Below are 22,228 nucleotides of genomic sequence, written 5' to 3'. Positions count from 1 at the left end.
ACTCCTAAGCCTTAACCGCGACGGGCCGGACGTGGGCTTTGACCGTGACGGGACGCACGCGCGCGTCCAGCAGCGCGTAACCCATGTCGATGAGGATGTTCAGGGTGAAGATCGCGACGGCGGTGAGCAGCACGGCTGCCTGCAGGACGGCAAAGTCGCGCTGCAGGATCGAGTCGATCATGAGCTTTCCAATCCCGGGCCAGCCGAAGATGGTCTCCACCACGACGGCGCCGTTGACCAGTCCCACGGTCAGGTCGCCTGCCACCGTCAGAGCCGGGGCGGCTGCGTTGCGCAGCGCGTGGTGCGTGACCACGCGGAGCTCGCCGGCGCCACGGCTGCGGGCCAGCTTGATGTACGGCTCGGAGAGAGCCGACACCATGGAGCCACGGACAATCTGGACCAGCACCCCGAACGGCCGCAGGAGCAGGGTGGCGATGGGCAGCACCCAGGCGCTGGCTCCCGACACACCTGACGTCGGCAGCCAGCCCAGCGTGATGGCGAATACCCAGATGCCCACGATTGCCAGCCAGAAATCCGGGATCGAAGCGGCAGCCATGGAGATGAAACTTGAGATCCGGTCGGCAATGCCGTTCGGCTTCAGCGCGGCCCAGCACCCCACCACGAGTGCCAGCAGCACGGCCAGCACCATGGTGGTGGCGGCCAGTTGCAGGGTGGCCGGGAAGGCACGCAGCGCCATGGCGGCCGCGTCCTGACCGGTGCGCAGGGACTGCCCGAAATCGAGCCGGAGCACGCCGCCGAAGTAGTCGGCCATCTGTACCAGCAGCGGTTGGTCGAGGCCGTTGCGTGCCGTGAAATCGTCGCGCATCTGCTGGGTGGCGTTCAGCGGCAGGTACAGGCTGGCCGGATTTCCCGTCATCCTGGCCAGGGCGAACACCCCGACAATCACCACCACCAGGGGCAGTGCGCTGGAGACAATCCGCTTTCTCAAGTAGATCAGCATGGCTGTCCTTCTCTCCCGGAAGTCCGGGCTAGCTTGCCGGGGTCATTTCCGAAACGCGCAGCTCGTCGCCGCTGGACGAGTTGGGCGTGTAGTTCACGGACTTGGCCTTGCCGATGATGCCGGTTTGGTGCGAAATGTGGGCGAACTGCACGATCTTGTCGTTCTGGTACGCGAAGACCTCCTCGAAGTCCTTCTTCCGCTCGTCGCCGGACGCCGCATCGGCCTTCTTGATCATGGCGTCGAACTCGGGGGTGCCGAAGTAGCTCTGGGCCCCGGTTGACAGCATGTACTGGTCCACGGTGAAGGCTGCGTCGCCGGCCTGGTTGCCGTGCTGGGTCATCAGAGCCACCGCGCCTTCATCCTTGGGGAAGGGACGGACCTGGTAGGTCAGGTGCTGGCTGGTTTCGAGCATCTTGAGCTTGACGTTCAGGCCCGCCTGGCTGAGCTGCTCCTGGAGGACCTGGCCCAGTTCAGTGATCTTGGGGAACTGGGCGCTGCGGACCACCATGGAGATCTGCTTGGACGTGTCCACGCCGTCGGCCTTGGCTTCGGCGACGAGGGACTTGGCCTTGTCCAGGTCGAACGGCCAGCCCTTCAGTGCGGAGTTGTGGCCCACGATGCCCTCGGGAACCAGCTGTGCGGCCACCTTGTGCTTGCCCTGGTAGAGGGAGTTGACGATTCCCTCCTTGTCGATGGCGTAGTTGATGGCCTGGCGGACGCGGATGTCGTTGAGCGGCGCAGCGTTGGCGTCCAGGCGCAGGGCCACTGTTTCGTTGTTGGGGTAGTCGACGCCGAGGTCGCCGATGTTGTCATCCGGGCTGAGTCCCATGGCGACGTCGGCCTCGCCGCTGGTGATCATGGCAGCCCGTACGGAGCTTTCCGAGCGCCACTGGTACTCGGCCTTGGCGTAGGCGGGCTTGTCACCCCAGTAGCCGTCCCAGGTGGCGAGGGTGATCTTCTGGCCGGCGTCCCACTGTTCGATCTTGTAGGGGCCGGTGCCGATCGGCTCACGGACCTTTGCTGTGGTGCTGGTGGACGTCGGGACCACTTCAAGGAATGACAGGCGAAGCGGCAGGATGGGATCGGGCTCGGGCGTCGTGACGGTCAGGGTGGTGGCGTCCACGGCCTTCACCTTGAGGTCCGCGTCGCCAAAGACGTAGCCCTCCACGTTGCAGCCGAGCTTGGAGTTGACCGCCCTGTCGATGGTGAAGGCGGCTGCTTCGGCGTTGAACGGCGTGCCGTCCTGGAACTTCACGCCTTCACGCAGCTTCAGCGTCCATTCCGTGTCACTCGTGGCTTTCCACTCCGTGGCGAGCTTCGGCTCGAGTTCACCGGTCTTGGGGTTCCGTTCGATCAGCGGCTCGGTGACGTTCGAGCGCACCACAACCCCGGTGGAGGTCAGGTTCGACTCGCAGGCTTCCAGGGTGGGCGGTTCCTGCCCCAAAACCACCCGGACTGTGTTCGAGGAGGCGGCACCGGCGTCGGAATTGGCTACTGAGCAGCCGCTGAGGCCGAGCACCGCGACTGAGGCCAGCGCCGGCCATTTGAGCAATGCGGCGGGAAAAGAGAGCTTTGAAGAAGACGTCATTGTATTTCCTCCGGATCGGGTGATTGCGGCAGCGATTGGTCCTGCACAAGTGGAACAGGGCGTCAGGATCAGGTACTTGGGCCGCGCTGGACTCAAGCTAATTGAGGTCCAGGGGGTCCACAAGGATTTTGCGGGGCGCCGAAGGAGCCGGCAGGACGGCCAGGGCCGCAGTGGCACCTTGTGACGGCCAGCACGTCGTCAGGAAATCCGCGTGGTTCCGCAGAAGAAAGGAGATCGATTCACTCCGGGCATCGATCAATGCCATTTACATGTTGGACCCGTATGGATCGTAATCCTAGGGTGCAGATATGAAGAACATCGCCGTCCTGCAGGTCGGGCCCCTTATGCCAGCCGTCCAAGAATCGATCCGGAAGGATTACAGCGCCGTCCGCCTCCCCGATGCCGGTACAGAGCGGGAGGGGTTCCTGCAGGAGCACGGCGCGTCCTTCGAGATCGCCGTGACGTCAGGAAAGTTTGGTGTCGGAACTGAGCTGATGCGGGCGCTGCCCAACCTGCGCGCCGTCATCAATTTCGGCGTCGGCTATGACACGACTGACGTTGCGCAGGCCGCCGAACGCGGCATCACCGTCAGCAACACCCCCGACGTCCTCAACGACTGTGTGGCGGATACCGCCGTCGCCCTTTACCTGGACGTGCTGCGCAAGACCAGCGCCGCGGACCGCTATGTCCGCCGCGGGGACTGGCTCAGCCAGGGCAATTTTCCGCTGGCCACCAAGGCCAGCGGCCGGGGGGTCGGCATCCTCGGGCTCGGCCGGATCGGACGGGTCATCGCGCGCAGGCTTGAAGGATTCGACTGCGACATCAGCTACCACAGCCGTAATGCGGTGGCCGGCGTCGCCTACCGATATGCGGCCTCCCCCGTTGAACTGGCGGCCGGCTGCGATGTGCTGATAGTGGCCGCCGCCGGCGGTCCCCGCTCGGCACGCCTGGTTGACGCCGACGTCATCGCGGCCCTGGGCCCGGACGGGTATCTGATCAACATCGCCAGGGGCTCCGTCGTGGACGAGGAAGCCCTCGTGGCTGCCCTTCTGGCCGGACGCCTCGCCGGCGCAGGACTGGACGTTTTTGCAGACGAACCGAAGGTTCCGGAAGACCTCCTCGGCCTAGACAATGTGGTCCTGCTGCCCCATCTGGGAAGCGGCACCCACGAGACCAGGGCGGACATGGCCCAACTGACCCTCGCCAACCTGCGTTCCTATGTCACCACAGGTTCTGTGCTGACGGCGGTGCACGCATGAGCGTCGCCGTGGGCTATGTTGCCACCCAGGAAGGCCGTGCGGCACTCAGCGCCGCTATCGGAGAGGCGGCACTGCGCAAGACCGGGCTGGAGATCATGGGCCCGCTGCCCGGCGAAGCCTCTGCCGCATCAGAGTCGGACATCAGGGACGCCATCGCCGCCGCGGCGGCCGTTGGCGTGGATGCCTCACTGCGCCACAACGAGGGCACGGATGCGGCGGACCTGATGATCGATGCCTCGTACGAGGAGGACATCGAGTTGATTGTGATCGGGGTCCGCCGCCGCTCCCCGGTAGGAAAGCTCTTCCTCGGCAGCACTGCCCAGCGGGTGATCCTCGAGGCCGGCTGCCCTGGTACGGCAGTAAAGGCCGAGGTCGGGCCCCGGTAAGCCGGAGTAGTTCCCTGCGGGTATCGCGCCATGCAATATGCGTGTTGGACGGGCATGAAACCTACTGCTTACAGTTAATACGTGCTGTGGCGAGGACCACAACGGCCTGCCCCGTAGTCCCCACAGCGTGATCTTGCTGCTCTATCAAAGAGGATTCCCCCATGCAGTCTGTAGACACCGCTGTCACGGATCTGGCTTCGGCCATGAAGAAGTTTTTCCGGCGCGTGCTGCCCATCATGCTGGTGATGCTCGTGTGCAACCAGCTGAACAGGTCCAACATCGGCTACGCCCAGGACCATCTGCAGGCTGACGTCGGCATCGGTGCCGCGGCCTACGGCTTCGGCGCCGGGCTGTTCTTCCTCGCGTATGCGATTTTCGAGCTCCCGAGCAACGTGATGATGGAGAAGTACGGAGCCAAGATCTGGCTGACCCGGATCATGATCAGCTGGGGCATCGTGTCCTTCCTGATGGCGTTCGTGCAGAACGAGACGATGTTCTACGTGCTGCGGTTCCTGCTCGGTGCCGCGGAAGCGGGCTTCTTCCCGGCCGTCATCTTCTACTTCGCACGCTGGGTCCCCGCCGGCCAGCGCGGCAAGGCGACCGCCGTCTTCATCGCGGGCTCCTCAGTGGCAGCCGCCCTGTCCGGCCCCATCGCCGGCCTGCTCCTGAGCCTGCATGACGTCCTGGGCCTGCGCGGCTGGCAGTGGCTGTTTGGCTTCGAAGGAGTGCTCTCCGTCGTCGTCGGCATCACGGTGTTCTTCTTCCTGGATGCAAAGGTTCAGGATGCGAAGTGGCTCACCGCCGGTGAGAAGTCGGCTCTCACAGCAACCATCGCCCAGGAGGACGCCCAGCACACGACGGCCAATGGCACACAAGGCGGCAAGGTCAACCGCTGGAAGATGCTGCTCAACCCGCAGATCCTCCTGCTGTGCGGCATCTACTTCTCCGTGCAGCTCTCCATCTACGCGAACACATTCTGGCTGCCCACCATCGTCAAGCAGATCCCCGGCACCACGGACCTGAGCGTCGGCTTCCTTTCCTCCATCCCCTGGGTGTGCGCCGTCTTCGCCATGTACTTCGCCGCCAAGTGGCAGGACAAGGCGAAGTCCAAGCGCCCTCTGCTGGTCGCCGCACTCCTCGTGGCCGCCGTCGGCACCCTGGCCGCAGCCGTCGCCTCCCCGGTCCTTGCCCTGGTGTTCCTGGCCGTCGCAGCCATGGGCTTCAAGAGCGCATCACCACTGTTCTGGACCATTCCGCAGTCTGCCCTGCACCCGCTGGTCCTCGCCCCCGCCATCGCCATCATCAACTCCCTGGGCAACCTCGGCGGTTTCGTGGCACCGTTCGGGTTCGGCATCATCAAGGAGCAGACCGGAAGCGTTGTGCCTGGCCTGTTCGCCCTGGCGGCGGCATCGACGGTGGCCGCCATCCTGGTGTACTTCCTCAAAGAGCGGAAGCCGGCCTCCGACGTAACGGAGAAGGCAGCGGCACCTGCCTCAACACGGATGGAGCCGTCAACAGCGAAGTAGCGGCCTTTCGTTACCAGCAGTGTCCTGGGCCCTCGGGGCGGGTGTCGGAATTCCGGCACCCGCCCCGAGGCGTTTCTCCTGCGAGGGGCTGCGCTTGTGTCGCCGTGGCTCTGGCATTGAAAGGACAAGCGTCGTACGCTCGGAGCAATCGCACGCGGCCGGGCGAAAGCCGAACGCTGCTCCCTGCGCTCCGGCCCCCGGCTGGCGCGATTTTCGGGATAGTCCCGCGAAAACCCGCGGGACACCCGGCACAGGGAACGGGGATCCACTCATGCAGCGCAGCATCGCACCAATCTCCCTCGCCGCCGCCGCGGCACTCTTCCTCGCAGGATGCGGGGGGCCGGCGCCGTCAAGCACGGCAGCTCCATCCAGCGCCTCACCGGAGGCAAGTACGACGGCGGAACCAGCCACCTCGTCCGCCGCACCGACGTCAGCGGCGAAGGCCTACACCAGGACCTCACGGCGATCGTCACAGGACTCAAGGATGCGCAGGGACGGGCCCTGACAGTGGTTCCCGCCGCCCGGCTGGACCAGGGGCTTGTCGTCGCCCGGGAACTGCTCAAGAACGCCGTCATTACGCCGGAAGCCTGCGGGGTGCTGGCGGACAACAACACCCAGGTTCCGGAAGGCAACACCTACGCAGCGGGAGCAAGCCTGGCGGCGGAAGCCAAGACTGCAACGATCGTGACGGTGTTCGCGGTTAAGGACCCTGCCGTCATGACAGCCCAGTTCGACAAGAGCGATGCAGCCGTCCGCGACTGCTCGACGTACACGGTCGAACTGAAGGGGCAGAAAATCGCGAGTGCCATGAAGCCGGTGGAGGTTCCGGTGGACGCGGACAAGTCCGTAGCCGCGCTGCAGACCCAGAACGGCGCGGAAACAAGAAAGAACCCCGGGAAATCATTGATTTCCCGGGGTTCTGATGCGTGCGCGAGGGGGGATTTGAACCCCCACGCCCTTTCGGACACTGGCACCTGAAGCCAGCGCGTCTGCCGTTCCGCCACTCGCGCGCAACTTCTTCCACTTCGCCCAACCGGAATCCGGTTTTGCACCTCGTGAAAGCAGCGAGATCAAGCATAACGGACATTCCCCGCAAATTCCTAATCGGGGCATTGCAGCCCCCTTGCGGCCTGTTTTCCCCGGCGGTGCCGAGGTTGCGACTGGCCCTCGACGCCACTACGGAGGCAGGGTCTTGGCCTGTGATGGCCCCCACATCCTCTGAAGAAACGTGAACGAATCGGGTTCCCGGCGCGTTGTGAATTAAGGTCTTTCGCAGACGTGGCAAGTAGTATCGGATACATAGGGGCCCGCTTCCGGCGGGCACGGTGCTCTGTTGTGACCGCATCGCCAGAACGAGTTCCACGGGACGTGCTGTCCCTCAGCAGCAAGGAAAGGAGAGGACCATGGGTTTGCTGGACAAGGTCGAACGCGGCATTGAAAAGGCCGTCCGCGGCGTCTTCTCCACCGGCTCCAAAGCCCAGGTTGAGCCCGTGGAAATCGCGAGCCGCCTTCGCCGCGAAGTGGACCACAAGGCCATCACGATCGCCGCCGGACGCACCTTGGTGCCCAACATCTTCGACGTGCTCCTGAGCGACGAGGATTTCCAGCGCGCCCAGGAATGGGGAACTCCCCTGGCCGAAGAACTCTGCGACGTCGTGATCAACCACGTCCGCAGCCAGGGCTACATCCTCCAGGGGCCGGTCCGCATTTCTTTCCGCCGGGACGAATCCCACCGGCCCGGCGACTTCGAGATCACCTCCAAAACCGAAAAGTCCTCCGGTGCAGCGCCGGCCGCGCCGGCTGCTCCGCGGGCTAACGTGCCGGCAGCGCCGAGCCGCCAGCCCGTCCGTCTCCAGCCAGTCCTGGACATCGACGGACAGCGCTATTCACTCAATGCGCCCTCAGTCGTACTGGGCCGTTCATCAGAGGCTGACATCCTAGTGGACGACACCGGAGTCTCCCGCCGGCATCTGGAAATCCAGACCCAGGGCGGCACCACCACCGCCGTCGACCTGGGCTCCACCAACGGCAGCTACGTCAACGGACACAAAGTGGCCGGCAGCATGGAGCTCACCGACGGCTCCACCATCACGATGGGACGGACCAAAATCATCTTCCGCCTCCTGCCCGCCAACAATGGCGGCCGCCCATGAGCGAACTGACCATTACGGCCCTGCGCTTCGGGTTCCTGCTTCTTCTCTGGGTTCTCATCTTCAGCATCGTCTCCGCCATGCGGCGCGACCTCATGATTGGCCGCAAGGCCGCCACCGGTGCCCCCACCGCCCGGCAGGTGCGTAAGAACCCAGAACTGGCCGAACCGGCCCCCGCTCCGGCAAAGCAGCAGGCCCGCCAACTGCTCGTCACCGAAGGCCCGCTCAAGGGCCGTACTGTCCCCCTTGCTGCCAGCCCCATCCTGCTGGGCCGCGCCCAGGAGGCCACACTGGTCCTCGAGGATGACTACGCTTCCGGCAGGCATGCCCGGCTCTTTCCACAGGGAAGCCGCTGGTTCATCGAGGACCTCGGCTCCACCAACGGCACCTATCTGGCCGAACAGCAGCTCACCAGGGCCCTGCCCGTGGACCTTGGTGTACCCGTGAGAATCGGCAAGACGGTCATTGAATTGAGGCCGTAGCCATGGCCGCTCCGGACATGCCCGCGGGCGAGGTGCCAGCCTCGCCTCGGCCCCTCATCCTGCGCTATGCGGCACGTTCCGACGTCGGCCGCATCCGCGCGAAGAACGACGACTCCGCCTACGTGGGCCGGCACTTGGCCGTCGTGGCGGACGGCATGGGCGGCCACGCCGGCGGCGATGTTGCTTCCGCCGCCACTGTCCTGGACATGATCCACCTGGACACCGACGACTACGATGACGACGCCGGCACCGTGCTGGCAGACGAAATCCAGACCGCGAACTCGCTGCTCTCGGAGCTCGTTCATATCAATCCCAAGCTGGCGGGCATGGGCACCACGGTGACCGCCCTGCTGCTGGCCGAGGGCAAGCTCCATTTCGCCCACATCGGCGACTCCCGCGCCTACCGCCTGCGCGACGGCGAGTTCGAGCAGATCAGCATCGACCACACCTTCGTCCAGCGCCTCATCGACGAGGGCCGGCTGCGTCCCGAAGAAGCGGAAACCCATCCGCACAAGAACGTCCTGATGCGCGTCCTCGGTGACGTCGATGCGAGCCCCGAACTGGACCTCGCCACCATCGAGGTGCAGCCCGGAGAGCGCTGGCTGCTCTGCTCCGACGGTCTGAACTACGTCGCGGGCCACGTCGTGGAGCGCACCGTGCGGGAAACACCGAATCTGAGCGAATGCGTCGAGACGCTCGTTGACCTCACCCTCGAGGCGGGCGCACCGGACAACGTCACCGTTGTCATGGTGGAAATTGTGGAGGAAACGCCCGACGACGTCAGCACGGCCGCCGTCGACATCGTCCCTGACGCCGAACAACCGGAAGCGATCACCGGGACGAAGGCCGCGGCCCCGGATGAGCCACCCGCCGCCCCGGTTTCCGAACCCGGCGAGTCGGGGCCAACGGAATCAAAGCCCGGATCCACAGATCCTTCCGCCCCGCCAACGGCAGTCCCGGCGGCCGGCAACTCCGAGTCAGACCGGACATCCGGGGACGCGACGGGCGAGGCAGCCGGCACACCGCCGTCGAACGAACCGGCCACCAGCACCGATCCGCATCTGGGCGAGCACCTGTCCGCGGAAGTACTGCGCGAGGAGCTGTCCTCCCGGCCCCACATCCTCGTCGGCGCAGCCGTCGCTGCTGCCGAGACCGGTTCCATCCCCACCATTGCCGGCCGTACGGTCGCGCGCCGCGCGGCAACGGTCCTGACACACAAGTCGGACCATGCCCGCGATGAGGCCGAGGAGTTCACGCCCGCGAGGCGCCCGCGCCGCTGGCTTACCCTGGGAATTGCGGGTGCCGCACTCGTGGTCCTCGCCGTCGGCCTCTGGCTCGGTTACGCCTGGACCCAGACGCGCTACTACATCGGTGAATTCGACCAGCGGGTGGCCATCTTCAACGGCGTCTCCCAGCGCCTCGGCCCCATCCAGCTCTCCACCCTGGAAGCGGTCACGGACATCCGGATGGATACGCTGCCCCAGTTCTCGCAGCAGCGGGTCCGCCAGACGGTTCCTGCGCGGGATCTGTACGATGCCCAGCGGATCGTCAAGAACCTTGAGCGCACGGGAAGCACCGCACCCTCGGATGAGTGCCTGACGCCGTCTCCCACGGCCACCGCCTCGGCGAGGGCTACGGCATCGGCCACGGCCAAGGCCTCAGCCACTCCGAAGCAGACGGCCACGTCACCGAAGGCGACCACAACCGCCAAGCCGACGGCATCGCCAACCGCAACGGCCGGAGCCTCGGCCGCACCCACCCCAACCGCAACCTGTGAGGGGGGCCAATGAGCCACGCCGACACCATGCCCAAACCCCGGCGCAACGTGGAACTGCTGTTGCTGGTGCTCGCCCTGTTGGTCAGCATCGGCGCCAACGCACTGATCAGCATTGACGAGCAGACCTCGCTGGACACTGACTTCTGGTTCCAGTCCAGCCTGCTCGCCGTCGCGTCCCTGGTGTTCCATGTGGTCCTCCGGCTCCGCGCTAAGTATGCCGATCCGGTAATACTTCCGCTGGTGGTTACGCTGAACGGCCTCGGCCTGGCGATGATCCACCGCTTGGACGCTCCAGGTGACGACACCGGCAACAACCAGCTGCGCTGGACCGTGATCGCCATGGCCGTTGCCATCGCCGTGATCTGGTTCCTCAAGGACCACCGTGTGCTGCGCCGCTTCACCTACATTTCCCTGGCCGTCAGCGCGCTGCTCCTCATACTTCCGCTGGTCCCCGGCATCTCCGCCGGCGAAATCCTCGGCGCCCGGGTGTGGATCCGCCTTGGTCCGATGACATTCCAGCCGGGTGAGGTTGCCAAGATCACGCTCGCCATATTCTTCGCCGGATATCTTTCCTCGAACCGCGACCTCATCATGCTGGCCGGCCGCAAAATCGGGCCCATGCAGTTCCCCCGATTCAAGGACATGGGGCCTATGATCACGGCGTGGCTCGTCAGCATCGGCGTGCTGATCTTCCAGCGCGACCTCGGATCGTCCGTGCTGTTCTTCGGCCTGTTCATCGTGATGATCTACGTGGCCACCAGCCGCATCAGCTGGGTGGTCATCGGCCTCACCCTGATCCTCGGCGGCGGTTTCGTGGCGTCCAAGGTCTTCTCACACGTTGGCCTGCGCATCGACAGCTGGCTCAATGCTTTCACCGAGGAAGTCTTCGGGCGGTCCCCCGGCGGCAGTGGGCAGATCGTGGAAGGCCTGTTCGGCATGGCCAGCGGCGGACTTGTGGGCACCGGCCTCGGACAGGGCCGGCCCAACCTGGTGCCGTTCGCCAACAGCGACATGATCATCGCCTCCTTCGGCGAGGAACTGGGCCTGATCGGCCTGTTCGCCATCGTGATGATGTACCTGCTGCTCTTCACCCGCGGTTTCCGTGCGGCCCTCGGCACCCGCGACGCCTTCGGCAAGCTCCTCGCCTGCGGCCTGTCCTTCGCGGTGGCGCTGCAGTGCTTCGTGGTGATCGGCGGCGTCACGCGGCTGATTCCGCTGACCGGCCTCACCACGCCGTTCCTGGCCGCTGGCGGCTCCTCGCTTTTGGCCAACTGGATCATCGTTGGCCTGCTGCTGATGATCTCGCACACGGCCCGCGGCCCGGTGGACACCTCGCCGATGCAGCCCGGCCGCACACCTGAGGCGCAGAAGCCGGCTCCGGTGACAGCCGCCGGAAGCCGGCAGGACCGGAACGCCACCCAGACTCTCCCAGACGCTCCCACCGAGGCGGTGAAACACCTGTGAACCAGGCCATTCGACATTCATGGATCGCTGCGATCGCCATGTTCGCCCTGATTTTCGGTGCGATCAGCTACGTCCAGGTGGTGGGCGCGGACGAGCTCAAAGCCAATCCGTGGAACCGGCGAGCCATACTGCAGAACTACTGCAATGACCGGGGAGCGATCCTCGTGGGTGGTTCCGCCATCGCTGAATCCGTGCCAGGCAACGAATCCTGCAAATTCCAGCGCCGGTACAACCAGCCCGAGCTTTATGCCGGGCTGACCGGATACTTCTCCCGGAGCTACGGGGTCACCGGCCTGGAAAGCGCGATGGATGCCCAGCTCGCCGGAAGCTCGGACCAGCTCTTCTTCGACCGGATAGGACAGCTCTTCCTGGGCAACCAGCCCAAGGGCGCGTCCGTCGAGCTGACCATTGACCCCAAGATCCAGAAGCTGGCTTACGACCTCATCCCGGACGGCCAGCGGGGCTCGATCGTGGTGACCGATCCCAAGACGGGCAACATCCTGGCCATGGTCAGCAAGCCCTCCTACGATCCCAACCTCATCGCAACCCAGGACGTGGCCAAGGAGCAGGCAGCCTACAACGCGGCCATCAAGGTCCCGGGCATCAATCTGAACCCCTCGGTCAGCGGCCCCACGGGCGCCCTGCTGGCACCGGGCTCGGTTTTCAAGCTGGTGGACACGGCGGCAGCCCTGAAATCCGGCAAGTACAACGCCGACAGCGTGCTGCCCAACCCGGCCCAGATGAGTTTCCCGGGCATCCAGTACCAGCTGCCCAACTACGCCGGCGGGAACTGCTACACCCGGAACACAGCGAGCTTCGCGTTCGCGCTGCAGCAGTCCTGCAACACGCCCTTCGCCAGTATTGCCCGCGACCTCGGGGAAAAGGCGATCGCTGAGCAGGCCAGCAAGTTCGGCTTCAATTCAGACCTCGGCGACCAGCTCAAGCTGGACTACGCCCCCAGCATCTTCCCCTCGGAGCTCGACGACGCAGGACTGGCGCAGTCCGCCATCGGCCAGCGCGACGTCCGTGCGACGCCGCTGCAGATCGCGCTGATGACCTCGGCCATTGCGAACAGCGGAGTGCAGATGGCCCCGAACCTCATCAAGGCCGTACGTTCCCCTGACCTCCGCGTGATCGACGAACCGAAGCCGGTGGCGTTGCGGACCTCCACGACGCCGGAGATCGCCGGGCAGATCACCGAGTGGATGACCAGCGTGGTCAGCGAGGGCATCGGCTCCGGCGCCGCCGTTCCCGGCGTCGAGGTCGCCGGCAAGACCGGCACCGCCGAACTCGGGGACGGCCTGAACAACTCTTGGTTTACGGGGTTCGCCCCGGCTAACGATCCGAAAGTGTCCGTCACCGTCGTCATGCAGGGCGTGGACATTACCGCCGGAGCACAGCTAACCAGTCCGAACGCAAAGAGAATTTTTGAGGCGGTGTTGAATAAGTGAGGCCTACATCGGGAATCACCCTCGGCGGCAGATTCCAGTTGACCACGCGTATTGCGATCGGCGGCATGGGTGAAGTCTGGAAGGCCAAGGACCAGATCCTGGGCCGGATCGTGGCCATCAAGGTGCTCAAAGAGGAGTACACGGGCGACCCCGGCTTCCTCCAGCGGTTCCGCGCCGAGGCCCGCCACACCGCGCTCCTCAACCACGTGGGCATCGCCAACGTCTTCGATTACGGCGAGGAGGAAGGCTCGGCCTACCTCGTGATGGAGCTGGTCCCCGGCCAGCCCCTGAGCAGCATCATTGAGCATGAGCAGGTGCTCTCACCGGACCGTACGCTGTCCATCATGGCGCAGACGGCGCGGGCACTGTCCGTGGCCCACGCCCAGGGCCTGGTGCACCGTGACATCAAGCCCGGAAACCTGCTCATCACCCCGGACGGGCGGGTCAAGGTCACCGACTTCGGCATCGCCCGCCTGGCGGACCAGGTGCCGCTGACCCAGACCGGCCAGGTCATGGGCACCGCCCAGTACCTCGCCCCCGAACAGGCCACCGGCCAGACCGCCACCGGCGCCTCCGACATCTACTCGCTCGGGGTCATCGGCTACGAGTGCCTCACCGGGCACCGGCCGTTCTCCGGCGAATCCCAGATCGCCATCGCCCTGGCCCAGGTCAACGACGCGCCGCCGCCCCTGCCGGAGTCGCTGCCCAAGCCGGTCCGGGCGCTCCTGATGTCCATGCTGGCCAAGGATCCGAAGAACCGCCCGGCCAACGCCATCAAGCTGGCCGAGGCAGCAGAGGCCATCCGAAACGGTGACATCTCGGCAGCCCATGCCGCTGTTCCCGGCATGCTCCTGTACGAAGGGGGCACCGGCGCCATGACGGCCCCGGTCAACATCGCCACGGCACCCACCGGCGTAATCGGTTCTGAGAAAAGCCCGACGGCGGCCACCTCCGCGCTGCCCGTGCTCGGCGCGGCAGCCGCCGGTGCAGCCGCCGGCGGCGCCGCTGCTGCGGCCGCCGGGAACCCCTCTGACGCCGCGCCCACGCGGGCGGGGAGCACGCTGTCGCGTGCCGATGCCCTGGCCGCCGAGCGCAGCTGGGACCAGGAAGAGGACCAGTACGCGGCACCGTACGACGGCGAACCCGCCGACGAGCCCGAGCGGCGGAAGCGCAGCCCGTGGACCTGGCCGCTGATCGCCCTGATCCTGCTGGTGCTGTTCGCCGTCGCCGGTATCCTTCTCAGCCAGGGCGGCCTCCTGTTCCCGGGCCAGAGTCCTGCCGCCACCACGTCCAGCACACCCAGCCGCAGCGTGAGCACCAGTTCCACGCCCACGCCGACCCCGACGTCGGCAACCCCGACGCCGACCCCCACACCGACGCCCACGCAGTCCACTCCCGAGGCCATCAACGTCATTCCGGACGCCTACCTCGGCAAGCAGTACAGCGAGGTCCGCGCCGAACTGATCGCGCTCGGGCTCAAGGTTAACGGAGATGAAGTCTTCAACCCGGCCACCCCCGGCACGGTCACGGACCTCAACCCGTCCGGCCCGCTGCAGGCCGGCGACACCGTCAAGGTCACCTATTCCAAGGGACCGAAGAAGATCGCCGTACCGGACATCGGGACGGGCAGCAGCGAGTCCGAAGTCCAGTCAGCCATCGAGAAAGCCGGTCTGCGCTGGCAAAAAGGTGCCGATGAGCCCGGCGAACCCGGCCAGGACGCCGGAACGTTCGTCCGGTCCGAGCCCGAAAGCGGCCGGGAGGTGGACGCAGGCACTGTCGTGACGTACCACCTGTCCGAGGCGCTGATCCCTACTCCCACACCCACATCCACGCCGACTCCAAGCGGCTCGCCCAGCGGACCATAACCCGTGACCACGCCGCGAACTCCGTCACACCGGGAAGACAACATCCCGGTGACCAGTCAGCGCGTCCTGAACGGACGCTATGAACTGGGCGAACTCATCGGCCGCGGGGGCATGGCCGATGTACACCGCGGCCTGGATACCCGGCTGGGCCGGACGGTTGCCATCAAGCTGCTCCGGCCCGACCTGGCCCGTGATCCCCAGTTCCAGGCCCGGTTCAAGCGCGAGGCCCAGGCTGTCGCAGCCCTGAACCATCCGTCGATCGTGGCCATCTACGACACGGGCGAACACACCGTACCGGGCGACGCGCATGACCAGGTCCGCGTTCCCTACATCGTCATGGAGTTCGTGGCGGGCAAGACGCTCCGGGACCTGATCAGGGCCAGTGACATCACCATTGACCAGGCGGTGGAGTACACGCTGGGTGTCCTGTCTGCTTTGGAATACAGCCACAAGGCCGGAATTGTGCACCGGGACATCAAACCGGCGAATGTGATGTACTGCGCGAACTCGGACATGGTCAAGGTCATGGACTTCGGCATTGCCCGCGCGGTGGCCGATTCCTCCGCGACCATGACCCAGACCCAGGCAGTGGTGGGCACCGCGCAGTACCTGTCGCCGGAGCAGGCCCGCGGCGAGGCAGTGGATGCCCGCAGCGATCTGTACTCGGCAGGCTGCCTGCTGTACGAAACGCTGACCGGCCGCCCGCCCTTCGTCGGTGAAAGCCCCGTATCCGTGGCGTACCAGCATGTCCGCGAGAAGCCGGAACCAGCCAGCAAATTCAATCCGGAGATCTCCAGGGCACTGGACAGCGTGCTGGAAAAGGCGCTGCAGAAGAACCGCGCTGACCGTTTCCAGGACGCCGCGGCCTTCCGCCGTGCGCTGCGGGCTGCCAGGAACGGGATCCCGGTTCCGGCATTGTCGCCAAGCGAAGCGCCGACGGACCCCAATGACATTCCTGAGCAGCACCGCACGCCCCCCACCGAAGCGTTTTCCATGACCGGAGCCAGCTTCCTCGATGACGCCCCCGCGGGCCGCCTGCGCCGTACCCGGGACACGGACGATGATGCGTCCGTGCTGCCCACCGAGGCCGCGGCGGTCTACGAGACGGCCGAGCACGATGAACTTCCCCTGGGCCTGCCCCGCGAACGGGAGCGATCGGGCTTACAGACGTCCCGCCGTCGGGCCTGGATTACGACATTCGTCATCTTCACGCTCATGGTGCTGGCCGGCGGCGGCCTGTGGTTCTACAACTTCCTCAACCAGCCGCCTGCCGAACCGGTGCGCGTGGCGATTCCCGCGGTGGAAAAGCTCTCCGAATCAGAGGCGCTGCAGGCGCTCTACGACGCGAAGCTGCGGCCGCAGATCAAGCGGGTGCAGCACGACTCGATCGCCAAGGGCACCGCCATTGGCACTGCGCCGCCGGCGGGATCGTCGCTGGAACCGAACTCGGAAATTGTCCTGAACATCTCGTCGGGCCCCAGTGCCGTCAAGATCCCGGAGACGCTACCGGGACGGACGGAGGCGGCAGCCCGCGACATCCTGCGGCAGGCGGGACTGGTGGGCGCGCCGTCCACCACCATGGCCAACAGCGCCACTGTTCCGGCGGGCCTGGTGATCACCACCAAGCCGGCGCCCGGCCAGCAGGTGGCGGTGGGGAGCACCGTTGAGATCCTGGTGTCCACAGGCAAGGTGGCTATGCCGGAGCTTCGCGGCATGAACCGTGCCGAGGCAGAGGCAGCGCTCAAGGAGCTCGGCCTGGTTGCCGTCATCAGTGAGGTGGAGAACTCCCAGGTCCAGCCGGGCCAGGTGACCGGTCAGAGCGACCCGGTCAACTCGCTCGTGGAGCAGGGCAAGGCCATCACAGTGACAGTGGCCAAGGCCCCGGCGCCGGCACCCACCCCGACGCCGACGCCGACACCGAGCCCCACGAAGGGCAAGTAGGCCCTCCGCCCGCGAATCCTAGTGCTGGATGAGTGGGCTGAGCTTGGCTGCCCGTTCGGCGGCGCCCTTCATGCCAAGCGACTCGAGCCAGTTGCCCAGCATCTGGTAGCCGCCCTCGGTCAGCACGGACTCGGGGTGGAACTGGACACCGCACAGCGGCGCGGTGCGGTGCTGCAGGCCCATGATGACGCCGCTGGCGGTTTCCGCCGTGATCTCCAGGATCTCGGGAATCGTGTCCCGGACGGCGGCCAGGGAGTGGTAGCGCGTGGCCGTCACGGGGGAGGGCAGGCCGGCGAAAACGCTGGCCCCGTCGTGCTGGACCAGGGACGTCTTGCCGTGCATGAGCTCCGGGGCATGGGTCACCGTCCCGCCGTACGCCTCCGCAAGGGCCTGGTGCCCCAGGCAGACGCCAAACATCGGCTTCGTCTTCTCCCCGCACCAGCGGATCAGCTCGATGCAGACGCCCGCTTCGGACGGCGAGCCCGGGCCGGGTGAGATGAGTACGCCGTCGCGCGCTTCTGCCATTTCCATCGCTTCGGCGAGGGTCACATCGTCATTGCGGACCACCGTTGTCTCGGCGCCCAGCTCCTGGAGGTAGCCCACCAGGGTGTAGACGAAGCTGTCGTAGTTGTCCACGACGAGAATCTTTGCTGTGCTCATGGGTTTCTTGGCGCACCAATCGTTGAGTCGGTGAATTGGGTGAACTGGGACATCCAGGGGAAAAGGAACTCGACCATCAGGAACACGGCGCCGGCAGCCAGCAGCAGCGACGTGAGGACGCGGAGCCAGAGCGGCCCGGGCAGGTGACGGAAAATCCAGCCGTACATGCCTAGCCTTCCCCCCGTGCCCGTGCCACCTGGGCTGCGATCTCGGCGGGCGGCCCGGCAGAGGCGGGCTGCCACCGGTCCAGCACCGAATAGGCGATGATCCGTTCCTCGGAGCCGAAGCGTGGATTGCAGCTGGTCATGGTCAGAAGCCTTTCGGTGGGGCGCACCCCGGGCTGGTTGGGCACCGGGAGGAGGACATCGGCTTCGCTCGGCAGAACAATGCGGTTGTTGCGGAACACATAGACGTAGTAACCGTCCCGCGTCTGGACGTAGATCTGGTCACCGGGAACCAGCGTGTGGATGTTGTCCAGCACGGCGCCGTGTGTCTGCCGGTGGCCTGCCACGGCAAAATTGCCCACGGCGCCAGGCATGGACGTGTTGCCGTAGTGGCCGAGGCCCAGGGTGTCCAGGACATCGCCGCTGGTGCCCTCGACAATGGGCCGGGTGTAGTTCTCACCAAAGCGGGGAATGTACATGATTCCGATGGTTCCGCCGTGCCCGGGGGCTTCTCCCACCGCTGGCGCTCCGTAGTCCTTCGCGGCGGAAGGGGCCGTGCCGGCTGTCGCAGCCGGTGGGGGCGCGGGGGCCACCGGACCACCCAGGTCCCTGGCAAAGTCCTTGACCGCGGCGGTTTGCTTGGCATCGGACTCCACGTTGGTCCACCAAAGCTGCCATGCGACAAACAGGAGCAGCACTATGCCGGCGGTGATGAGCAGCTCACCGAAGATCTGGACGGCCTTTCGCAGGATGACGACGCCGGTTGCCGGCTTAGCGGTTGCCGTCACCTTCTCCTGCAGTACCACGCGATCTCCTCCAAGGCGGTTGCGGGGCACCGGCGCGGACTGAACTACAGCTAGAATTGGCTGCTAGTAAGACTTCAGACCTGACCAAGAGTGTGCGGACCGCCGGCAATCCCCTTACAGCAGGATATCAAGCCCCGGTCCATCCTCTTGATTCAGCCGCCAAGGAGGACATGTGCCCGAGTCAAAGCCACGTAAGAAGACTGCCCGCCCGGCCGAGCCCGTTTCCACCGAGGCCTACAAGCCGAACCCGGTCTGGTTCAAGCCGGTCATGTTCGGCCTGATGATCATCGGGCTGCTCTGGATCATCACCTTCTACATCAGCGAAGGCCAGCTGCCCGTGCAGGCATGGGAGTCCTGGAACATCCTGGCCGGGTTCGGCATTGCGATCATCGGCTTCCTGATGACCACGCGCTGGCGCTCCTGAACCGACGCCCATGACCGCAGAAGGCATCATCATCGGCGAGGATGGCCTGGCCCGTCCGCTGTGGGCTTCCACGGATCCCCTTCTGCGGGAGTATTACGACACTGAGTGGGGCCTGCCCGTCCGGGACGAGCAGGGCCTTTACGAGCGCATCAGCCTCGAAGCTTTCCAGGCGGGCCTGTCCTGGGCCACGATCCTGCGCAAGCGCCCCGCCTTCCGTGCGGCCTTCGACGACTTCCATCCCGAGACGGTGGCGGCCTTTACCGAGGCCGACGTCGAGCGCCTGCTTCAGGACCCCGGCATCGTGCGAAACCGCCTCAAGATCCGTGCCGCGATTACCAATGCCCGTGCCACCATCGCGCTGCGGGACGAGGGCGGCCTCGTCGACTTTGTCTGGGCGTTCCGGCCAACCTCGACTCCCGCCCCCGTCACGTATGCCGACGTGCCCACCACGTCCCCCGAGTCCATCGCCCTTTCCAAGGCGCTGCGGAAGAAGGGCTTCGCCTTCGTGGGGCCCACCACCATGTTCGCCCTGATGGAAGCCATCGGCATGGTGGACACGCACCTGGTGGACAGCCACCGCAGGGGAACCTCAGGCGTCTGGGCCTGACCGCTGCCGGGCGTTGAGCCGCTGCGAGGCCCCGCACCGGCGCCCTGCGCCACCGGTCCACGCATGTTAGTAAAGATATCCACAGTGTTGATAACTTCGCCGACTGCAGCCCGCGGCAAAGGCGCTGCATGCCCGGGTGACGGCGTCCGGACGGCCAAACTTGCATTTCCCAAGTTATTAACAGTTGTGGAAATGGCTGTGGAAAACCCCGCGTTCAGTTCTTTTGAGGCCGGACAGGATGCTGGCTGGTGATGGACACGCGGTTGAAGGCGTTCATCGCGATGGCCAGCCAGCTCACGGCTGAGTATTGCTCGTCGGTGAGCTGCTCCCGCGCGTAGGCGTCCTCCAGCTCGCGCGTACGGGCGTCCGGGAGAACCGTGATGCTCTCCGCCAGGGCCAGCGCGGCGCGCTCGTGGTCCTCAAACACCGCGGTGTCCCGCCAGGCTGGCAGGACGGCCAGGCGCTGCGTGGATTCACCGCCCTTGACGGCATCGGCGACATGCATGTCGAGGCAGTACGCACAGCCGTTGATCTGCGATATCCGGACATTGAGCAGTTCGATGAGCTTTTCGTCCAGGCCGGCTTCCAGCATCGCTTCCTTGGCCTTCAACCCGAGCCCGTTCAGGGCCCGCCAGGCTGGGGGGTGCTGCTTGTCCAGATAAATGTGGCTGTGGCTAGTCAAGTCATTGCTCCTAGGGGTCGCACGGGTTCATCCCCGTGGCTGTGTGTCAGAGACTACACGGGCGCGCTGCGCGCACACGGCGGGTTATCCACTTAGCAACAGGCGGCTACCCACAAGTTATCCACAGGTGGGGAAAACTTGTGGGTAGTGGATGCGCAAACACCAGAATGTAGGCGTTGTGGAGCACCTCCATCAGTGAATGGCATCCCTCTGAGTTATTAACAGTGTGAATAACCCTGTTGAAAGGACGACCATTAAGTCCCGTCGTCGACGCTGATGTCCCTGCTTATGCCCAGGACGCCGCGCTCAGGCCAAATTTGGGCAAAGTTGTCCACTTAACCACAGGGGCGGGCCATAAAGTTATCCACAGGTGTGGACGGAACCGTGCAAAATGACCGGAAGCGGCCCAGCAGCCCGCTATCAGAGGGGCCGGCAGTTGACTTACAACTGTGTAAGTTATTAACAGTGTGGATAACACCTGTGGAAAACTCGCGGGACGGCGTGCGTTCCCGGCCGCGGGCAGTGGACACAAAAATGCCCCCGCTTCGGAAAGCAGGGGCATTAGGGGGAGGGGCCGGACCAGGAGGCCGTCAGAAGCTGTCAGGACACCAGGAGCACGCGGTACCAGGAAGCCACGGCCAGCAGGGCCAGAACGAGCGCCAGTCCTCCGGCCTGCAGGATGTTGCGCCGTGGGCCGCGCGGGGCGTACGCAATCACGGCCGCACACAGCGCGCCGGTGATAAAGCCGCCCAAATGGGCCTGCCAGGCGATCTGCGGCACCATGAAGCCGATGACGCCGTTGATGGCGATGAGCACCCAGAGCTGTCTGGTCTCACCGCCCCGGTGCCGCTGCACCACGAGCATGGCGCCGAACAGTCCAAAGATCGCGCCGGAAGCACCGACCAGGCCCACAGGGCCGCCCTCGGGCAGGATCGGCGTCATAAGCAGGTATCCCACCGACCCGCCGATGGCGGACAGCAGGTACACAGCAAGGAAGCGGATCCGCCCCAGCAGCGGTTCCAGCGCCTGGCCGAAAATCCACAGCGTATACATGTTCAGGACGATGTGGAGCAGGAAGCCCTGGGAGTGCAGAAAAGCGGAGGTAAGCATCCGCCATGGCTGGAACACCCCGTACTCGGGCGTTGCGTAAACCGACGCGTAGGCGAGGGTCCGGAACACCACGTTTCCGGGAAGCACCCACTGCAGAACAAACAGGAGTGCACACGCCGCGATGATCGCGAACGTTACTACAGGCTTTCCGGACGCTACGGCGCCGCCATAGACGGTCCGGGCTGTCGGCGTCGTACGTTTTGCTTCGTTGACGCAGTCAACGCATTGGAATCCGACGGCGGCCGCACGCTGGCACTCTGGGCATGCCGGCCGCCCGCAACGCTGGCAGCTGACATACGAGGGCCGGTCCGGGTGCCGTGGGCACACCGGTGCCTGCGCTGACGGCTCCGCCGCCGGAGTTCCGTAGCTCATGTGGCTAGAGCTGCTCGATGTCGATGCTGTTGATGGTCACATCTTCAACCGGGCGGTCGCCCATGCCGGTGCGCACACCTTCAATGGCGTCCACAACCCTCTTGGATTCCTCATCGGCAACTTCGCCGAAGATGCTGTGCTTGCCCTGCAGCCAGTCGGTGGGGATGGTGGTGATGAAGAACTGCGAACCGTTGGTTCCCTTGCCCATCTGGATGCCGGCGTTGGCCATGGCCAGCTTGTACGGTGCGCTGAAGCTCAGCTCGGGGTGGATCTCGTCGTCGAAACGGTAGCCCGGTCCGCCGGTGCCGCGGCCCAGCGGGTCGCCGGCCTGGATCATGAAGTCCTTGATGATGCGGTGGAAAATGGTGCCGTCGTAGAGCGGCGTGCCGGTCTTGTCCTCGCCGGTCTCCGGGTGGGTCCAGGCCTGTTCGCCGGTGGCAAGTCCGACGAAGTTCTTAACAGTCTTGGGCGCGTGGTTGCCGAAGAGGTTCACGACGATGTCGCCGAGGCTGGTGTGGATGGTTGCTTTTGCAGTTGCTGAGGCAGTCATAGG

General features: G+C 65.4%; 20 protein-coding genes and 1 tRNA gene. 12 read left to right on the top strand and 9 right to left on the bottom strand.

The genetic code is table 11. The features are described from left to right. Window positions 1-4 precede the first annotated feature (4 nt). Both ACHMXB_RS17430 and ACHMXB_RS17425 read right to left on the bottom strand, forming a co-directional pair. Entirely contained in the window at window positions 5-961 is a 957-nt protein-coding gene (locus tag ACHMXB_RS17430) for an ABC transporter permease (RefSeq protein ID WP_395400375.1), read from the bottom strand. Window positions 962-989: 28 nt separating this feature from the next. Next, complete coding sequence (locus tag ACHMXB_RS17425; protein WP_395400373.1) at window positions 990-2,549, bottom strand: ABC transporter substrate-binding protein; 1,560 nt, start codon at window positions 2,547-2,549, stop codon at window positions 990-992. A 308-nt stretch (window positions 2,550-2,857) separates the two neighbouring features. On the opposite strand from ACHMXB_RS17425, the gene ACHMXB_RS17420 reads away from it, so the two are divergent. From ACHMXB_RS17420 to ACHMXB_RS17410, 3 genes are all read left to right on the top strand, one after another. Beyond that, complete coding sequence (locus ACHMXB_RS17420) at window positions 2,858-3,808, top strand: 2-hydroxyacid dehydrogenase (RefSeq protein WP_395400371.1); 951 nt, start codon at window positions 2,858-2,860, stop codon at window positions 3,806-3,808. Next, window positions 3,805-4,194, top strand: a complete 390-nt coding sequence (locus ACHMXB_RS17415; protein ID WP_395400369.1) for a universal stress protein — start codon at window positions 3,805-3,807, stop codon at window positions 4,192-4,194. The genes ACHMXB_RS17420 and ACHMXB_RS17415 overlap by 4 nt, the downstream gene beginning before the upstream one ends. 161 nt (window positions 4,195-4,355) lie before the next feature. Then, the gene (locus tag ACHMXB_RS17410; RefSeq protein ID WP_395400367.1) at window positions 4,356-5,720 is read left to right on the top strand and encodes an MFS transporter; all 1,365 of its coding nucleotides are present in this window, start codon (window positions 4,356-4,358) and stop codon (window positions 5,718-5,720) included. Window positions 5,721-6,647: 927 nt separating this feature from the next. Here the strand turns inward: ACHMXB_RS17410 and ACHMXB_RS17405 are convergent. Beyond that, window positions 6,648-6,730, bottom strand: a tRNA-Leu gene (locus tag ACHMXB_RS17405). Between the two features lie 393 nt (window positions 6,731-7,123). Between ACHMXB_RS17405 and ACHMXB_RS17400 the strand changes: the two genes are divergently transcribed. The 7 genes from ACHMXB_RS17400 to pknB are packed head-to-tail and all read left to right on the top strand — an operon-like array spanning window position 7,124 to window position 16,850. Beyond that, window positions 7,124-7,873 (top strand): FhaA domain-containing protein, encoded by a 750-nt coding sequence (locus ACHMXB_RS17400; RefSeq protein WP_395400365.1) that lies wholly within the window; start codon window positions 7,124-7,126, stop codon window positions 7,871-7,873. Further along, window positions 7,870-8,352, top strand: coding sequence for an FHA domain-containing protein (locus ACHMXB_RS17395; RefSeq protein WP_102972613.1), 483 nt, complete (start codon window positions 7,870-7,872; stop codon window positions 8,350-8,352). The genes ACHMXB_RS17400 and ACHMXB_RS17395 overlap by 4 nt, the downstream gene beginning before the upstream one ends. Before the next feature lie 2 nt (window positions 8,353-8,354). Beyond that, window positions 8,355-10,142, top strand: a complete 1,788-nt coding sequence (locus ACHMXB_RS17390) for a protein phosphatase 2C domain-containing protein (protein ID WP_395400362.1) — start codon at window positions 8,355-8,357, stop codon at window positions 10,140-10,142. Beyond that, window positions 10,139-11,593 (top strand): FtsW/RodA/SpoVE family cell cycle protein, encoded by a 1,455-nt coding sequence (locus ACHMXB_RS17385; protein ID WP_395400360.1) that lies wholly within the window; start codon window positions 10,139-10,141, stop codon window positions 11,591-11,593. The genes ACHMXB_RS17390 and ACHMXB_RS17385 overlap by 4 nt, the downstream gene beginning before the upstream one ends. After that, window positions 11,590-13,044, top strand: a complete 1,455-nt coding sequence (locus ACHMXB_RS17380) for a peptidoglycan D,D-transpeptidase FtsI family protein (protein ID WP_395400358.1) — start codon at window positions 11,590-11,592, stop codon at window positions 13,042-13,044. The genes ACHMXB_RS17385 and ACHMXB_RS17380 overlap by 4 nt, the downstream gene beginning before the upstream one ends. Then, window positions 13,041-14,909: a protein kinase gene (locus tag ACHMXB_RS17375; RefSeq protein WP_395400356.1), complete on the top strand. Its 1,869-nt coding sequence runs from the start codon at window positions 13,041-13,043 to the stop codon at window positions 14,907-14,909. Before ACHMXB_RS17380 ends, ACHMXB_RS17375 begins: the two co-directional genes overlap by 4 nt. A 48-nt stretch (window positions 14,910-14,957) precedes the next feature. Further along, window positions 14,958-16,850, top strand: coding sequence for a Stk1 family PASTA domain-containing Ser/Thr kinase (pknB, locus tag ACHMXB_RS17370; protein WP_395400354.1), 1,893 nt, complete (start codon window positions 14,958-14,960; stop codon window positions 16,848-16,850). Between the two features lie 18 nt (window positions 16,851-16,868). Here the strand turns inward: pknB and ACHMXB_RS17365 are convergent, their stop codons facing one another. Genes ACHMXB_RS17365 through ACHMXB_RS17355 form a run of 3 tightly spaced genes read right to left on the bottom strand, consistent with a single transcriptional unit; the run spans window position 16,869 to window position 18,480 of the window. Beyond that, complete coding sequence (locus tag ACHMXB_RS17365; protein WP_395400352.1) at window positions 16,869-17,510, bottom strand: aminodeoxychorismate/anthranilate synthase component II; 642 nt, start codon at window positions 17,508-17,510, stop codon at window positions 16,869-16,871. Then, complete coding sequence (locus ACHMXB_RS17360) at window positions 17,507-17,677, bottom strand: hypothetical protein (protein ID WP_395400350.1); 171 nt, start codon at window positions 17,675-17,677, stop codon at window positions 17,507-17,509. The genes ACHMXB_RS17365 and ACHMXB_RS17360 overlap by 4 nt, the downstream gene beginning before the upstream one ends. A gap of 2 nt (window positions 17,678-17,679) precedes the next feature. Beyond that, the gene (locus ACHMXB_RS17355) at window positions 17,680-18,480 is read right to left on the bottom strand and encodes a class E sortase (RefSeq protein WP_395400348.1); all 801 of its coding nucleotides are present in this window, start codon (window positions 18,478-18,480) and stop codon (window positions 17,680-17,682) included. Window positions 18,481-18,652: 172 nt separating this feature from the next. Here ACHMXB_RS17355 and ACHMXB_RS17350 point away from each other — a divergent pair, with 172 nt between their 5' ends. Both ACHMXB_RS17350 and ACHMXB_RS17345 read left to right on the top strand, forming a co-directional pair. Continuing rightward, the gene (locus ACHMXB_RS17350) at window positions 18,653-18,904 is read left to right on the top strand and encodes a cell division protein CrgA (RefSeq protein WP_395400346.1); all 252 of its coding nucleotides are present in this window, start codon (window positions 18,653-18,655) and stop codon (window positions 18,902-18,904) included. A gap of 10 nt (window positions 18,905-18,914) precedes the next feature. After that, the gene (locus tag ACHMXB_RS17345) at window positions 18,915-19,511 is read left to right on the top strand and encodes a DNA-3-methyladenine glycosylase I (protein WP_395400344.1); all 597 of its coding nucleotides are present in this window, start codon (window positions 18,915-18,917) and stop codon (window positions 19,509-19,511) included. Between the two features lie 214 nt (window positions 19,512-19,725). On the opposite strand, the gene ACHMXB_RS17340 is transcribed toward ACHMXB_RS17345, so the two are convergent. From ACHMXB_RS17340 to ACHMXB_RS17330, 3 genes are all read right to left on the bottom strand, one after another. After that, the gene (locus ACHMXB_RS17340) at window positions 19,726-20,193 is read right to left on the bottom strand and encodes a carboxymuconolactone decarboxylase family protein (protein ID WP_395400342.1); all 468 of its coding nucleotides are present in this window, start codon (window positions 20,191-20,193) and stop codon (window positions 19,726-19,728) included. 600 nt (window positions 20,194-20,793) lie between these two features. Beyond that, window positions 20,794-21,675: a rhomboid family intramembrane serine protease gene (locus ACHMXB_RS17335; protein ID WP_395400340.1), complete on the bottom strand. Its 882-nt coding sequence runs from the start codon at window positions 21,673-21,675 to the stop codon at window positions 20,794-20,796. 4 nt (window positions 21,676-21,679) lie between these two features. Next, window positions 21,680-22,225 carry a peptidylprolyl isomerase gene (locus ACHMXB_RS17330; protein WP_395400338.1) on the bottom strand — a complete coding sequence of 182 codons (546 nt, stop codon included), beginning with the start codon at window positions 22,223-22,225 and terminating at the stop codon, window positions 21,680-21,682. Between the last annotated feature and the right edge of the window lie 3 nt (window positions 22,226-22,228).

It is taken from the genome of Arthrobacter sp. UC242_113 (assembly GCF_044054585.1).
Classification (GTDB): Bacteria; Actinomycetota; Actinomycetes; order Actinomycetales; family Micrococcaceae; genus Arthrobacter.
The sequence above is the reverse complement of the archived record's forward strand: the minus strand, read 5'-3'. Positions and strand labels throughout refer to the sequence as shown.

Coding starts and splice junctions, on each gene's coding strand:
- ACHMXB_RS17330 (WP_395400338.1), bottom strand. CDS start 22,225: ATGACTGCCTCAGCAACTGCAAAAGCAACCATCCACACCAGCCTCGGC.
- ACHMXB_RS17400 (WP_395400365.1), top strand. CDS start 7,124: ATGGGTTTGCTGGACAAGGTCGAACGCGGCATTGAAAAGGCCGTCCGC.
- ACHMXB_RS17430 (WP_395400375.1), bottom strand. CDS start 961: ATGCTGATCTACTTGAGAAAGCGGATTGTCTCCAGCGCACTGCCCCTG.
- ACHMXB_RS17410 (WP_395400367.1), top strand. CDS start 4,356: ATGCAGTCTGTAGACACCGCTGTCACGGATCTGGCTTCGGCCATGAAG.
- ACHMXB_RS17420 (WP_395400371.1), top strand. CDS start 2,858: ATGAAGAACATCGCCGTCCTGCAGGTCGGGCCCCTTATGCCAGCCGTC.
- ACHMXB_RS17425 (WP_395400373.1), bottom strand. CDS start 2,549: ATGACGTCTTCTTCAAAGCTCTCTTTTCCCGCCGCATTGCTCAAATGG.
- ACHMXB_RS17345 (WP_395400344.1), top strand. CDS start 18,915: ATGACCGCAGAAGGCATCATCATCGGCGAGGATGGCCTGGCCCGTCCG.
- ACHMXB_RS17390 (WP_395400362.1), top strand. CDS start 8,355: ATGGCCGCTCCGGACATGCCCGCGGGCGAGGTGCCAGCCTCGCCTCGG.
- ACHMXB_RS17335 (WP_395400340.1), bottom strand. CDS start 21,675: ATGAGCTACGGAACTCCGGCGGCGGAGCCGTCAGCGCAGGCACCGGTG.
- ACHMXB_RS17385 (WP_395400360.1), top strand. CDS start 10,139: ATGAGCCACGCCGACACCATGCCCAAACCCCGGCGCAACGTGGAACTG.
- ACHMXB_RS17415 (WP_395400369.1), top strand. CDS start 3,805: ATGAGCGTCGCCGTGGGCTATGTTGCCACCCAGGAAGGCCGTGCGGCA.
- ACHMXB_RS17395 (WP_102972613.1), top strand. CDS start 7,870: ATGAGCGAACTGACCATTACGGCCCTGCGCTTCGGGTTCCTGCTTCTT.
- ACHMXB_RS17365 (WP_395400352.1), bottom strand. CDS start 17,510: ATGAGCACAGCAAAGATTCTCGTCGTGGACAACTACGACAGCTTCGTC.
- ACHMXB_RS17360 (WP_395400350.1), bottom strand. CDS start 17,677: ATGTACGGCTGGATTTTCCGTCACCTGCCCGGGCCGCTCTGGCTCCGC.